Consider the following 13,612-nt stretch of genomic DNA (forward strand, 5'->3'; position numbering starts at 1 on the left):
GCACCCGGGACCCGCCGGGCGGCACACCCCGCCACACCGACCCACGGACAAGGGAGCACCCTGTGATCGACGAGACCCTCTTCGAGGCCGAGGAGAAGATGGACAAGGCCGTGGAGGTCGCCAAGGAGGACTTCGCGGCGATCCGCACGGGCCGCGCCAACGCCGCGATGTTCGCCAAGGTGTTCGTCGACTACTACGGCGCCCCGACGCCGCTGCAGCAGCTGGCCTCCTTCAACGTCGTCGAGGCGCGCACCGTGCTCGTGGCGCCGTTCGACAAGTCGTCCATGACCGCGGTCGAGAAGGCGCTGCGCGACTCCGACCTCGGCGTCAACCCGACGAACGACGGCTCGGTCATCCGGGTCGTCCTGCCCGCCCTGACCAGCGAGCGCCGGCGCGAGTTCGTCAAGCTCGCCAAGACGAAGGCGGAGGACGCCCGCATCTCCGTGCGCTCGGTCCGCCGGCGCGCGAAGGACACGCTCGACCGCCTCGTCAAGGACGGGGAGGCCGGCGAGGACGAGGTGCAGCGCGCGGAGAAGGAGCTCGAGGCCCTCACGAAGCGGCACGTCGACACGATCGACGCGCTGCTGCAGGGCAAGGAGAGCGAGCTGCTCGAGGTCTGATGATCGAGCAGACCGCGCCCGCCGTGACCGGCTCCACCGTCCGCACCGGCCGCGACCTCCCGCTCGCGGTCGGGGTCGGGGTCGCGCTGATCGCGCTGGTCCTCGCGTCCCTGCTCGTGCGCAAGGAGGCCTTCGGCCTCGTGCTCGTGCTGGCCGTCGGCGCCTCGTTGTGGGAGCTGGCGCAGGCGTTCCGGCGGCGGGACCTGCACCTGCCGCTCGTGCCGCTGCTCGCGGGCACCATCGGCATGGCGGTCTCGGCCTGGACCGGCGGGCTCGAGGCGCTGTTCGTCGCGTTCCTGCTGACCGTGGGCGGCTGCGTGGTGTGGCGGCTGCTCGACGGATCGGGGACGGCGGCGCTACGGGACGGGACGGCGGCGGCGTTCGCCGCGGCGTACCTGCCCTTCCTGGCCGGGTTCGCGATGCTCATGCTCGCGGCGCCCGACGGGGCGTGGCGGGTCCTGCTGTTCATCCTGCTGGGGGTCGCCAACGACACCGGCGGGTACACCGCCGGCGTCCTGTGGGGCAGGCACCCGCTGGCCCCCTCGATCAGCCCCAAGAAGACCTGGGAAGGTCTGGGGGGGTCCGTGGTGTTGGCAGTGGTGGTCGGGGTCCTCGGCGCCACGTTCCTGCTGGACGCCCCGCCGCTCGTCGGCGTCGTCGTCGGGCTCGCGGCGGTCGCCGCAGGGACCCTCGGGGACCTGGGGGAATCGCTCCTCAAGCGTGACCTCGAGCTCAAGGACATGGGCCGGCTGGTGCCGGGCCACGGCGGGCTGCTCGACCGCCTCGACAGCCTGCTGCTGACGGCGCCCGTCACCTGGGCCGTGCTGGCCGTCCTCGTCCCCGTGGGCTGAGGCGTCCGGCCGCACCGGACCCCGCCACCGCACCGCACCACCCACACGTCCCGGGAGGGATCCTCGATGTCCACGCCCGTCCCGCTGGTCATGGCCCCGCCGAAGGGCCGCGGCAAGCCGCCGCGCCACTTCGTCGACCTCACGCCCGAGGAGCGCCGAGCCGCGGTCGTCGAGCTGGGCGAGAAGCCGTTCCGCGCCAAGCAGCTCGCGACGCACTACTTCACGCACCTCACCGCCGACCCGGCGCGCATGACCGACCTGCCCGAGCGCACCCGCGAGACGCTCGTGGGGGCGCTGTTCCCCGAGCTGCTCACGCCCGTGCGCACGCTCAGCGCGGACGGCGGCACGACGGTCAAGACCCTGTGGCACCTGTTCGACGGGGCCAAGGTCGAGTCCGTGCTCATGCGCTACCCGGGCCGCGCCACGCTCTGCGTGTCGAGCCAGGTCGGCTGCGGCATGGCCTGCCCCTTCTGCGCGACGGGACAGCTCGGCCTCACGCGCAACATGTCGACGGCGGAGATCGTCGAGCAGGTCCGTACCGCGGCCAGCTCCCTGGCGGCCGGTGAGCTCCCCGGCGGCCCCGGCCGGCTCAGCAACGTCGTGTTCATGGGCATGGGTGAGCCCATGGCCAACTACAAGGCGGTCATCGAGACGGTGCGGCGGCTCGTCGCACCCGTCCCGGACGGCCTGGGCATGAGCGCCCGCAACATCACGGTGTCCACCGTGGGCCTCGTGCCCGCGATCGACAAGCTCGCCGCGGAGGGCATCCCCGTCACCCTCGCGGTGTCGCTGCACGCGCCCGACGACGAGCTGCGCAGCGAGCTCGTGCCCATCAACACGCGCTGGACGGTCGACGAGGCGCTCGACGCGGCGCGCCGGTACTTCGACGCCACGGGCCGCCGGGTCTCCATCGAGTACGCGCTCATCCGCGACATGAACGACCACGCGTGGCGGGCCGACCTGCTCGGGGAGAAGCTGAACGCGCGCGGCAAGGGCTGGGTGCACTGCAACCCCATCCCGCTCAACCCGACGCCGGGGTCGAAGTGGACGGCGAGCGACCCGGCGGTCGAGGACGAGTTCGTGGCACGCTTGCGCGCGCACGGCATCCCGACGACGGTGCGGGACACCCGGGGCAGCGACATCGACGGAGCCTGCGGGCAGCTGGCGGCCGAGGAGGAGCAGTGAGCGACGGCATGTTCCGGACCGTCCCCGGGCTGCGGCGCGGGTACGACCCGGGCGAGGTCGACGCCTTCTTCTCCCACGCCCGCACCGTGTACGAGTCGGGGCCGGCCGGCGCGCTGTCGGGCAAGGACGTGCGCGGCGCCGCCTTCGAGCTCGTCCGCGGCGGCTACTCCACCGCCGCCGTCGACGCCGCGCTCGACCGCCTCGAGGCGGCCTTCGTCGCCCGGGCGCGGGCGGAGTTCGTCGCCGAGCACGGGCAGACGGCGTGGATGGACCGGCTCGGCGAGCAGGCGCGGACGCTGTACCCGCGGCTGGGGCGACCGGACGGACAGCGGTTCGCGCCGCCGCCCGGACGGCAGGCCGGGTACGAGTCCGCGGACGTGGACGCCCTGTGCCACCGCCTCGTGGACTACTTCGACGAGGGCGTGCCGCTGACGGCCGCCGAGCTGCGCACCGCCACCTTCCGTGCCCGCCGCGGCCGCACCGCGTACGCCGAGGGGCCCGTCGACGCGTTCCTCGCCCGTGCGGTCGAGGTCCTGCTGGGCGTCGAGTGACAGGCGGACCGGCGGGCGCCGCCGAGGGCCTCGGCTCCGGCACGGGCGGGGTGACCTCCGCCCCCCGGCGCGTCACGGTGCTGGGCAGCACCGGCTCCATCGGCACGCAGGCCGAGGACGTGGTGCTCCACAACCCCGACCGGTTCGTCGTCACCGGGCTGTCGGCCGGTGGGCGGGACCCGGGGGCGCTCGCGCGCCAGGCCGCGACGCTCGGCGTCGAGGTGGTCGCGGTCGCCGACCCCGCCGCGGCCGCCCCCCTCCGTGCGGCACTGGTGGCGCAGGACGGCGGCGAGGGCGCGCGCCCCGGATGGTCCGGAGCCGCGGTGGAGGTGCTCGCCGGACCCGACGCGGCGACGGAGCTCGCCGGACGCCCGGCCGACGTCGTCCTCAACGGCATCACGGGATCGGTCGGCCTGCGCCCGACGCTCGCCGCGCTGACGGCCGGCAGCACCCTGGCGCTGGCCAACAAGGAGTCCCTCGTCGTGGGCGGGCCGCTCGTGCAGGCCGCCCGGCGCCGCGCCGACCAGATCGTCCCGGTCGACTCTGAGCACTCCGCCATCGCGCAGGCCCTGCGCGCGGGGGCTCGTGGCGAGGTCCGCCGCCTCGTCCTGACGGCGTCCGGCGGGCCGTTCCGGGGCTGGGACGCCGACGCGGTGAAGGCGGTGACGCCCCAGCAGGCGCTGGCGCACCCGACCTGGTCGATGGGGCCGGTCGTCACGGTGAACTCGGCGACCCTCATGAACAAGGGCCTGGAGCTCGTCGAGGCGCACCTGCTGTTCGACGTGCCCGAGGACCGGATCGCCGTGGTCGTCCACCCCCAGTCCGTCGTGCACTCGATGGTGGAGTTCGTCGACGGCTCGACGATCGCGCAGGCCTCTCCGCCCGACATGCGGCTGCCCATCGCGCTCGGCCTCGGCTGGCCCGACCGCGTGCCCGGGGCGGCGCCGGCCAACGACTGGACGGCGCCCGTGGCGTGGACGTTCGAGCCGCTCGACGAGGAGGTGTTCGGCGCGGTGCGCCTGGCCCGGGCGGCCGTGAGGGCGTCGGCCACGCACCCGGCCGTGCTCAACGCTGCCAACGAGGAGTGCGTCGAGGCGTTCCTCGCCGGCCGCATCGGTTTCGGCGACGTCGTCGCCACGGTGGAGCGTGTGCTCGACGAGCACCCCGGCACGCCCGCGTCCGCGCTCACGCTGGAGGCGGTGCTCGACGCGGAGGACGCAGCCCGGGTGCGGGCGCGCGAGCTCCTGGCGCGCCGGTGAGCCGGCCCGTCGTCGTCGCCCGCACGGTGGCGCTCCCGCTCGGGGAGGCGTGGGCCACGGCCGTGGACCCGCGCAACCGGCCGCGATGGGTCCCGCTCGTGCGCACCGCCGTCGACGGCCTGCCGCTGGGCGTCGGCACCCGCGTCACGGCGCTCCTCGGGCCGTTCACCGCGCGCGGCGTGCCGGGCCTGCCCGACCGGCAGACGGTGGAGACGTTCGAGCCGCCACAGGACGGCCGGCCCGGACGGGCCGTCCTCGTGCGGACCGGGCCGGTGCTGCGCGGCGCGACCACCGTGGAGGTCGCACCGGCGGGGGCGGGCGCGAGCACGGTGACGTGGTCCGAGGAGGTGCACCTGGCCGGCCCGCTGCCGGTCGGCCTGACCTCGGCGCTCCTCGCGCCGGTGGTGCACCTCGTGGTGCGCCGGCTGCCCGGCGGCCTGGGCCGCGAGGCCGCCCGCCGCGTCCGCCGGTAGCACCCGGTCGCCGCGGCCCGGCCGCGGCCCGGTGGGCGCCGGCTCGGTGCCCGGCTCAGTGCCCGGCTCAGTGCCCGGTGAGGCGTCCCAGCAGCGCGGCGACCCGGCTCGGGCGCCCGGTGCGGTCCTCGACCCGGTCCGCGAGGGCCGCCCCGCGCAGCCCCGCGGTGATGCCGGCCCAGCGCAGCGGCTCGCGCTCCCAGTCCGGGGAGCGGTGGTCGACCCACGGCAGACGGACGAGCTCCGAGTCGGCCCCCGTGACGAGGTCGGCCAGCGTGCGGCCGGCGAGGTTCGTCGTCGCGACGCCGTCGCCGACGTAGCCGCCGGCCCACCCGAGGCCCGTGGCGCGGTCGAGGCCGACCGAGGCGTGCCAGTCCCGCGGGACGGCCAGCGGCCCGCCCCAGGCGTGCGTCATGTCCACCCCGCGCAGCACCGGCAGCAGCGCGACGAGCTCGGCGCGGAGGTGGGCGAACACCGCCTCGTCGCGGTCGAACGACGGACGCACGCGCGAGCCGAGGTGGTAGGGGGCTCCGCGGCCGCCGAAGGCGATGCGGTCGTCGGTGGTGCGCTGCCCGTAGACGATGAGGTTGCGGCCGTCGGTGAAGGTCTGGCCCCGCTCGAGCCCGATCTCCTCCCACGCGGCGGCCGGCAGCGGGGCGGTCGCGACCATGAGCGAGTAGACGGGGGCGACGGCCCGACGGCTGCCGGGCAGGTCCGGCGTCCACGCCTCGGTCGCGCGCAGCACGTGGCGCGCCCGCACGGTGCCGTGGTCGGTGACGACGGCGCCGGGGGACAGGCGCAGGGCCCGGGTGCCCTCGACGAGCCGCACGCCGCGCTCCTCGAGGACGCGGACCAGGCCGCGGACCAGGCGGGCCGGCTGCAGGCGGGCGCAGTCCGGCGTGAAGGCCCCGCCGACGACGCCCGCGGCGCGCACGTGCGCGGCGAAGCCCGGCGCGTCGAGGAGCTCGGACTCGTCGCCCCAGGCCGCGTCCTCGGCGACGGACGCCCGCACGCGCGCGAGCTGGGCCGCCGACCGGGCGAGGGTGACCGTCCCGCCGTACGCGAAGCCGCAGTCGATCTCCTCCGCGGCCGCGACGCCGCCGACCTCGACGACGGTGTCGCGCATCGCGGCCCGCAGCGCGAGTGCACCCTCGCGCCCGTGGCGACGGGCGAGCGCCGCCGCGGACGTGGGGAACAGGGCCGAGCACCAGCCGCCGTTGCGGCCGCTGGCCCCGTAGCCCGCGACCTCCCGCTCGACGAGCACGACCTCCAGCGACGAGTCGGCCTCGAGCAGGTAGTACGCCGTCCACAGACCGGTCAGCCCGGCACCGACGACGGCGACGTCCGCGGTGGTGTCGCCGTCGAGGGGCGGCCGGGGCACGAGGGCGCCGGGGTCCTCGTCGGCGACCTGGTCCCACCACAGCGACAGGCCGCGCAGGTCCTCGCGGGCGGCGGGGCCGGCGGTGGACCGGCCACCGCCGGCACGTCCCCCGGGCCGTCCCGGCGCGCCGCTCCCCGCCGGCGGCGTCACAGGCGGGTCCAGGCCTCGCTGAGCACGCCGCGCAGGATCTGCTCCATCTCGTCGAACTCGGGCTGGCCGATGGTCAGCGGCGGGGCGAGCTGCACGACGGGGTCACCGCGGTCGTCGGCGCGGCAGTACAGCCCGGCCTCGAACAGCGCCTCGGACAGGAACCCGCGCAGCAGGTGGTCCGACTCGGCCTCGTCGAACGTCTCCCGCGTCGCCTTGTCCTTGACGAGCTCGATCCCGTAGAAGTACCCGGCCCCGCGCACGTCGCCGACGATGGGCAGGTCGAGGAGCTTCTCCAGCGTGCGGCGGAACGCCGGGGCGTTCTCCTGCACGTGCGCGTTGAGGCCCTCGCGCTCGAAGATGTCGAGGTTGGCCATCGCCACGGCGGTCGAGACGGGGTGCCCGCCGAACGTGTAGCCGTGGAGGAACGTCGCGGCGCCGCTGCGGAACGGCTCGTGCACCCGGTCGGACACGATCATCGCGCCCAGCGGGGAGTACCCCGAGGTCAGCCCCTTGGCGCACGTGATGATGTCGGGCACGTACCCGAAGTCGTCGCACGCGAACATGGACCCGATCCGGCCGAACGCGCAGATGACCTCGTCGGACACGAGCAGCACGTCGAGCTCGTCGCAGATCTCCCGGACCCGCTCGAAGTACCCCGGGGGCGGCGGGAAGCAGCCGCCGGCGTTCTGCACGGGCTCGAGGAACACGGCCGCGACGGTCTCGGGCCCCTCGAACTCGATGGCCTCGCGCACGCGCTCCGCCGCCCACCGCCCGAACGCCTTCGGGTCCTCGCGCAGGCCGTCCTCCGCCCGGTAGATGTTGGTGTTCGGCACCTTGTGCGCGCCGGGGACGAGGGGCTCGAACGGCGCCTTCATGCCGGGCAGGCCCGTGATGGACAGCGCCCCCTGCGGGGTGCCGTGGTAGGCCAGCGCGCGGGAGATCACCTTGTGCTTGCCGGGCTTCCCGACGAGCTTCCAGTACTGCTTGGCCAGCTTCCAGGCGGACTCGACGGCCTCGCCGCCGCCGGTGGTGAAGAAGACGTGGTCCAGGTCGCCCGGCGCGTAGGACGCGACGCGCTCGGCCAGGTCGATCGCGCCGGGGTGGGCGTAGGACCACAGCGGGAAGAACGCGAGCTGCTCCGCCTGCTTGCGGGCGGCCTCGGCGAGCTCCTCCCGGCCGTGCCCCACCTGCACGACGAACAGCCCGGCCAGACCGTCGATGTACCGGCGGCCCTCGTCGTCCCAGATGTGGTGGCCCTTGCCGCGCACGATCGTCGGGACGTCGTGGTCCCACTGGCTGGCGGTGGTGAAGTGCCCCCACAGGTGCCGGCGGGCGGCCTCGTCGCGGGGCGTGCCCGCGGGCGTGCGGTGCTCGGCCGGGTGCTCGTCCCGGTGCTCCACGGCCGGGACGGCGGGCAGCGTGCTGGTCATCGGGTCCCCCAGTTGTAGAGCTGCTTGTGCAGCTTGAGGTAGACGAAGGTCTCGGTGGACCGCACGCCGGGCAGCGGGCGGATCTTGCGGTTGAGCACCTCGAGCAGGTGGTCGTCGTCCTCGCACACGACCTCGGCGAGGACGTCGAAGCCGCCGGCGGTGACCACGACGTAGTCCACCTCCGGCATCTCGGCCAGTGCCGCCGCGAGCGCCTCCGTGTCGCCGTCCGCGCGCACCCCGATCATCGCCTGCCGGGCGAACCCGACGCCGAGCGGGTCGGTCACCGCGACGATCTGCATGACGCCGGACTCGACGAGCCGCTGCACGCGCTGCCGGACCGCCGCCTCCGACAGGCCGACGGCCTTCCCGATGGTGGCGTAGGCCCGGCGGCCGTCCTCCTGCAGCTGCTCGATGATCGCCTTGGAGACGTCGTCCAGCACCGGGCGGGCGGCGGGCCGGGCGGCGGGGCCGGGGCGGTGGCTCACGGCGACGATGCTCCCCCAGGGGCGCGCCGCTGGCAAGCGATTCCGTCGTCGTGGCCCCCCTCCACCGCGTATTCCGCCGGCCCCGGTCCCAGGTCGTGGAGGAAACAGGTGTCCCCCGGAGTCTCCCGCTCCGGCCGTCCCGGCGGCTAGCCTGCCGGTCGTCCACCCCGTCGACGCCGGAGGCACGCGTGAGCCAGACGACCACCGCCACCACCCCCGCGACCGGCGACCCCTCGCCGGCCGTGCCCGCCACGCCCGACGTCACGTTCACGAACGTGGTCGGCGGGCAGGAGGTGCCGTCCGTGTCGGGCCGGACGACACCGGTCGTCGACCCGTCGACGGGGCGCGTCTACGCGCACGCGCCGCTGTCCGACGGGCAGGACGTCGACCGCGCGTACGCGGCCGCGTCCGAGGCCTTCGCGACCTGGGGGCGGACCACGCCGGCGGAGCGTCAGCTCGCGCTCCTGCGGCTCGCCGACGCGCTCGAGGAGCGGGCGGAGGAGTTCGTCGCCACCGAGTCGCGGGACACGGGCAAGCCGCTGCACCTCACGCGCACGGACGAGGTGCCCCCGTGCGTCGACCAGCTGCGGTTCTTCGCCGGCGCGGCCCGCGTCCTGGAGGGGCGCTCGGCGGGGGAGTACCTGGCCGGGCACACCTCCTGGGTGCGGCGGGAGCCCGTCGGCGTCGTCGGGCAGGTCACGCCGTGGAACTACCCGCTCATGATGGCGATCTGGAAGATCGCCCCCGCGCTCGCGGCCGGCAACACGGTGGTGCTCAAGCCGTCCGACACCACGCCCGCCTCCACGGTCCTGCTGGCCCGGGTGGCCGCCGAGGTGCTGCCGGCGGGGGTGCTGAACGTCGTGTGCGGCGACCGGGACACGGGCCGTGCGCTGGTGGCGCACCCGCGGCCCGACATGGTCGCCATCACGGGGTCGGTGCGCGCCGGCGCGCAGGTGGCGGAGGCCGCGTCGGCGCAGGTGAAGCGGGTGCACCTCGAGCTGGGCGGCAAGGCCCCGGTGGTCGTGTTCGACGACTGCGACGTCGCCGCAGCGGCGGAGGGCATCGCGGGGGCGGGGCTCTACAACGCGGGCCAGGACTGCACCGCCGCGACGCGCGTGCTCGTGCACGAGCGCGTGCGCGCGGACTTCACGGCGGCGCTCGCGGAGGCGGCCCGGGCGCAGCGCACCGGCGCGCCCGACGACGAGGGGGTGGCGTTCGGCCCGGTGAACAACGAGACGCAGCTGGGCCGCGTCACGGGGTTCCTCGACCGGCTGCCCGACCACGCCGAGGTGCTGACGGGCGGGCACCGGCAGGGGGACGTCGGGTACTTCGTCCAGCCGACGGTCGTCGGCGGGCTGCGCCAGGACGACGAGGCCGTCCAGGAGGAGATCTTCGGCCCGGTCCTCACCGTCCAGGGCTTCACCGACGAGGACGAGGCCCTGCGCCTGGCCAACGGCGTGCGCTACGGCCTGTCCAGCTCGGTGTGGACCCGGGACCACTCCCGGGCGCTGCGCGTGTCCCGTGCGCTCGACTTCGGCGTCGTGTGGATCAACACGCACATCCCGTTCGTCGCGGAGATGCCGCACGGCGGCTTCAAGCAGTCCGGCTACGGCAAGGACCTGTCCATGTACGGGTTCGAGGACTACACGCGCGTCAAGCACGTGATGTCGGCCTTCGAGGGGTAGCAGGGCAGGAGGCGCGGCAGGAAACGTGGGCGACACGCACCGTTGACGCAGGTTTTTCGTCGCCCGGACGGGTGATGGGCACGGAATCCGCCCGAACCGCACCATACTGACCACGCAGGACCGCCAGACCACGCGCCCCGTGCCGGGGCGACCGAGAGGAGCGCCCATGCCCCGCCCCCTGCCGCCCGGGACCGACCCGGTGGTCGCCGCCCTCGTCGCGCACGGCCGTCGGGCGGCACGCGCCCGCCGGGCCGCGTCCGCGGGTCTGTCCCGCCGGCAGTTCCTCCTCGGTGCGGCGGGCACCGCCGGCACCGCGGCCCTGCTGGCCGCGTGCGGCACGGGTGGCGGCACGCCGGGCGCCGGTGGGACGTCGGGCGGCGGGGGCGGCGCGGGCGACGCCCTGCGCTGGGCCAACTGGACCCTCTACCTCGACCAGGACGACGCGGGCGGCTACCCGACGCTGCAGGCCTTCACCGAGCAGTCGGGCATCGAGGTGGAGTACAGCGAGGACGTCGACGACAACGACACCTTCTACGGGAAGGTGCAGGGGCAGCTCGCGAACGGCCAGGACATCGGCTACGACCTCGTCACGCTGACCGACTGGATGGCCGCGCGGTGGATCCGGATGGGGTACGCGCAGACCCTGGACCGGGAGGCGATGCCGAACACCGCGAACATCCTGCCCGGGCTCGCCGACGTGGACTTCGACCCGGGCCGCACCCACTCGCTCACGTGGCAGTCCGGCTTCGGGGGCCTCGCCTGGGACACGGAGAAGGTCCCCGGCGGCATGGCCACGGTGTCGGACCTGTGGAACCCGGAGTACCGCGGGCGCATCGAGGTCCTCTCCGAGATGCGCGACACGATCGGGCTCATCATGGCCGAGCAGGGCGTCGACATCGCCGGGCCCGACTGGGGCGACGCGGAGTTCGGCGCGGCCCTGGAGGTGCTGCGCGAGCAGATCGCCAACGGGCAGATCCGGCAGGTGCGCGGCAACTCCTACGCCCAGGACCTCGTCTCGGGCGACGCGGTCGCGGTCATCGGCTGGTCCGGGGACGTGACCGCGCTGAACTTCGAGAACGACGGGCGCTTCGGGTTCGCGATCCCCGAGTCCGGCGGCACGCTGTGGAGCGACAACCTCCTGGTGCCGACGCCGTCGTCCCGGGTCGAGGACGCGCAGACGCTCATCGACCACTACTACGACCCGGTGGTCGCGGCCCAGGTGGCGGCGTACGTCAACTACATCACTCCGGTCCAGGGGGCCCAGGAGGCGATGGCGGACGTCGACCCCTCGCTCGTGGAGGAGCAGCTCATCTTCCCGGACGAGGCGACGCTGTCGCAGGTGAAGGTCTTCCGGACCCTCACGCCCGAGGAGGAGGAGAGGTACAACCGCGACTTCCTCGACGTGATCGGCGCGTGAGCGTGGCGCAGGGTGCGGCGCTGCAGGTCGAGCGCGTGACCAAGGCGTTCGGTGGCTTCACGGCCGTCGACGACCTCGACCTGGAGGTGCCGTCGGGGTCCTTCTTCGCACTGCTCGGCCCGTCCGGGTGCGGCAAGACGACGACGCTGCGCATGGTCGCCGGCCTCGAGCAGCCGACCGCGGGGAGCATCACGATCGGCGGCCGGGACGTGACCGGGACGCGCGCGCACCAGCGGCCCGTCAACACGGTCTTCCAGAGCTACGCGCTCTTCCCGCACCTGACGGTGGGCGAGAACGTCGCGTTCGGGCTGCGGCGCCGGCGGGAGCGGGACGTCGACCGGCGCGTCGCGGAGGCGCTCGAGCTCGTCGAGCTGGGGCACGTGGCCGACCGCCGGCCGGCGCAGCTGTCCGGTGGCCAGCAGCAGCGCGTCGCGCTGGCCCGGGCGGTCGTCAACCGACCGGCCCTGCTGCTGCTCGACGAGCCGCTCGGCGCTCTCGACCTCAAGCTGCGCCGGCAGATGCAGCTCGAGCTCAAGCGCATCCAGGACGAGGTCGGCCTCACGTTCGTGCACGTCACGCACGACCAGGAGGAGGCCATGACCATGGCCGACACCGTCGCGGTGATGAACCACGGCCGGATCGAGCAGCTCGGCGCCCCCGCGGACCTGTACGAGCTGCCGCGCACCGCGTTCGTCGCCAACTTCCTCGGGCAGTCCAACCTCGCACCTGGCACGGTCGTCGAGGGGCCGGACGGGCACGGTCTGCTCGGCGTCGACGTCGGCGGTTCGCGGGTGCGGCTGCCGGCGGCGCGGGCCGTCGCCGCCGCCGGACGCGTGCTCGTGGGCGTGCGCCCGGAGAAGGTGCGCATCCTCGTGCCGGGCCAGGAGCCCGGGCCGGGGGAGAACGTGCTGGGCCCCGGGGTCGTCACGGACGTCTCGTTCGCGGGCGTCAGCACGCAGTACCGGGTCGAGCTGACCGGGGTGGGCACCTTCGGCGTCTTCGCGCAGAACCTGCTGGGCGGGGCGACGGTCGCGCACGGCGCGGTCGTGCGGCTGGCCTGGTCCGCGCAGCACACGTTCGGCCTGTCGGGCGACGAGGACGTGGCGGCCGGCGCCGCCGACCTGGACGGCGAGCCGTGAGCCTGCTGACCGGCCTGGGGGCGGGCGGGGCGGTGACCGCCGCGCCGACGCGGCGGCCGCCGTCGCGCGCGTACTGGTGGCTGCTGCTGCCGGGGCTGGTCTACCTCGCGCTGTTCTTCGTGGTCCCGGTCGGGGCGCTGCTGGGCACGTCGCTGTACGTGCCGGTCCCGGGCGGGGACGTCGGGCAGTACCAGCCGGCGTTCGCGGTGGGCAACTACGCGGACGCCCTCGCGCAGTTCTGGCCGCAGCTCGTGCGGTCGTTCGTGTTCGCGTTCCTCGCCACGGTCGTGACGCTCGTCGTCGGGTACCCCGTCGCGTACGCGATCGCGGTGCGGGCGCGGGGGCGCCCGGTCCTGCAGGGCCTGCTGCTCGTGCTGGTCGTGGCGCCGTTCTTCACCTCGTTCATCCTGCGCACCATCGCGTGGCGGCAGATCCTCGCCGACGACGGCTTCGTCGTGGCGTCGCTGCAGTGGCTGCACCTGCTGCCGGAGGGCGCCCGCCTCACCGCCACGCCGTTCGCCGTCGTGTGCGGCCTGGCCTACAACTTCCTGCCGTTCATGATCCTGCCGATCTACGCGAGCCTCGAGCGTCTCGACCCGCGGCTCGTCGAGGCCGGGGCGGACCTGTACGCGTCCCCGATGACGACGTTCCGCACGGTGACGTTCCCGCTGTCGCTGCCCGGGGTCGTGGGCGGCACCCTGCTCGTCTTCATCCCGGCCTCGGGCGACTACGTCAACTCGAGCCTGCTGGGCAACAACACGAACACCGCGATGATCGGGCAGGTCGTCGACGCACGGTTCTTCCGCCTCCTCGACTACCCGACCGCGGCCTCGCTGTCGGTGGTCCTCATGCTGGCGATCCTCCTGCTGGTGGCCGCCTACGTCCGCCGGGCCGGGACGGAGGAGCTGCTGTGACCACGTTGACCCGCCCCGTCGCGACGGCGGCCCCGCACCCACCGGAGCGGCCGGCAGCACGACGGCGTCCGC

13 protein-coding genes are annotated in these 13,612 nt (G+C 74.7%); 10 read left to right on the forward strand and 3 right to left on the reverse strand.

The window, feature by feature from the left end; genetic code table 11:
• Nucleotides 1-62 precede the first annotated feature (62 nt).
• The 6 genes from frr to BM048_RS01820 all read left to right on the forward strand — a co-directional run bounded on the left by frr (nucleotide 63) and on the right by BM048_RS01820 (nucleotide 4,939).
• Nucleotides 63-620 (forward strand): ribosome recycling factor, encoded by a 558-nt coding sequence (frr, locus tag BM048_RS01795; RefSeq protein WP_090030136.1) that lies wholly within the window; start codon nucleotides 63-65, stop codon nucleotides 618-620.
• Nucleotides 620-1,471 carry a phosphatidate cytidylyltransferase gene (locus BM048_RS01800; protein WP_090030138.1) on the forward strand — a complete coding sequence of 284 codons (852 nt, stop codon included), beginning with the start codon at nucleotides 620-622 and terminating at the stop codon, nucleotides 1,469-1,471. The genes frr and BM048_RS01800 overlap by 1 nt, the downstream gene beginning before the upstream one ends.
• Nucleotides 1,472-1,537: 66 nt before the next feature.
• Nucleotides 1,538-2,656: a dual-specificity RNA methyltransferase RlmN gene (gene rlmN, locus BM048_RS01805; RefSeq protein WP_090030140.1), complete on the forward strand. Its 1,119-nt coding sequence runs from the start codon at nucleotides 1,538-1,540 to the stop codon at nucleotides 2,654-2,656.
• Nucleotides 2,653-3,207, forward strand: coding sequence for a DivIVA domain-containing protein (locus tag BM048_RS01810; protein WP_090030142.1), 555 nt, complete (start codon nucleotides 2,653-2,655; stop codon nucleotides 3,205-3,207). The genes rlmN and BM048_RS01810 overlap by 4 nt, the downstream gene beginning before the upstream one ends.
• A gap of 50 nt (nucleotides 3,208-3,257) precedes the next feature.
• On the forward strand, nucleotides 3,258-4,466 hold the full coding sequence (gene dxr, locus BM048_RS01815; RefSeq protein ID WP_090030485.1) for a 1-deoxy-D-xylulose-5-phosphate reductoisomerase: 1,209 nt from the start codon (nucleotides 3,258-3,260) through the stop codon (nucleotides 4,464-4,466).
• Nucleotides 4,463-4,939, forward strand: coding sequence for an SRPBCC family protein (locus tag BM048_RS01820; RefSeq protein WP_090030144.1), 477 nt, complete (start codon nucleotides 4,463-4,465; stop codon nucleotides 4,937-4,939). The genes dxr and BM048_RS01820 overlap by 4 nt, the downstream gene beginning before the upstream one ends.
• A gap of 67 nt (nucleotides 4,940-5,006) precedes the next feature.
• On the opposite strand, the gene BM048_RS01825 is transcribed toward BM048_RS01820, so the two are convergent.
• Genes BM048_RS01825 through BM048_RS01835 form a run of 3 tightly spaced genes read right to left on the reverse strand, consistent with a single transcriptional unit; the run spans nucleotide 5,007 to nucleotide 8,385 of the window.
• On the reverse strand, nucleotides 5,007-6,470 hold the full coding sequence (locus BM048_RS01825) for an NAD(P)/FAD-dependent oxidoreductase (protein WP_239078644.1): 1,464 nt from the start codon (nucleotides 6,468-6,470) through the stop codon (nucleotides 5,007-5,009).
• A complete protein-coding gene (locus tag BM048_RS01830) occupies nucleotides 6,467-7,900 on the reverse strand; it encodes an aspartate aminotransferase family protein (protein WP_090030146.1) in 1,434 nt (477 codons plus the stop codon). The genes BM048_RS01825 and BM048_RS01830 overlap by 4 nt, the downstream gene beginning before the upstream one ends.
• Nucleotides 7,897-8,385: an Lrp/AsnC family transcriptional regulator gene (locus BM048_RS01835; RefSeq protein ID WP_203708706.1), complete on the reverse strand. Its 489-nt coding sequence runs from the start codon at nucleotides 8,383-8,385 to the stop codon at nucleotides 7,897-7,899. The genes BM048_RS01830 and BM048_RS01835 overlap by 4 nt, the downstream gene beginning before the upstream one ends.
• Nucleotides 8,386-8,627: 242 nt before the next feature.
• Here BM048_RS01835 and BM048_RS01840 point away from each other — a divergent pair, with 242 nt between their 5' ends.
• The 4 genes from BM048_RS01840 (at nucleotide 8,628) to BM048_RS01855 (ending at nucleotide 13,540) form a co-directional block, all read left to right on the forward strand.
• Complete coding sequence (locus BM048_RS01840) at nucleotides 8,628-10,070, forward strand: aminobutyraldehyde dehydrogenase (protein WP_090030492.1); 1,443 nt, start codon at nucleotides 8,628-8,630, stop codon at nucleotides 10,068-10,070.
• A gap of 166 nt (nucleotides 10,071-10,236) precedes the next feature.
• Complete coding sequence (locus BM048_RS01845; RefSeq protein ID WP_090030149.1) at nucleotides 10,237-11,487, forward strand: polyamine ABC transporter substrate-binding protein; 1,251 nt, start codon at nucleotides 10,237-10,239, stop codon at nucleotides 11,485-11,487.
• The gene (locus BM048_RS01850; RefSeq protein WP_090030151.1) at nucleotides 11,484-12,626 is read left to right on the forward strand and encodes an ABC transporter ATP-binding protein; all 1,143 of its coding nucleotides are present in this window, start codon (nucleotides 11,484-11,486) and stop codon (nucleotides 12,624-12,626) included. The genes BM048_RS01845 and BM048_RS01850 overlap by 4 nt, the downstream gene beginning before the upstream one ends.
• Complete coding sequence (locus BM048_RS01855) at nucleotides 12,623-13,540, forward strand: ABC transporter permease (RefSeq protein ID WP_090030153.1); 918 nt, start codon at nucleotides 12,623-12,625, stop codon at nucleotides 13,538-13,540. Before BM048_RS01850 ends, BM048_RS01855 begins: the two co-directional genes overlap by 4 nt.
• Nucleotides 13,541-13,612 lie beyond the last annotated feature (72 nt).

The organism is Cellulomonas marina (assembly GCF_900111925.1).
GTDB lineage: Bacteria > Actinomycetota > Actinomycetes > Actinomycetales > Cellulomonadaceae > Cellulomonas > Cellulomonas marina.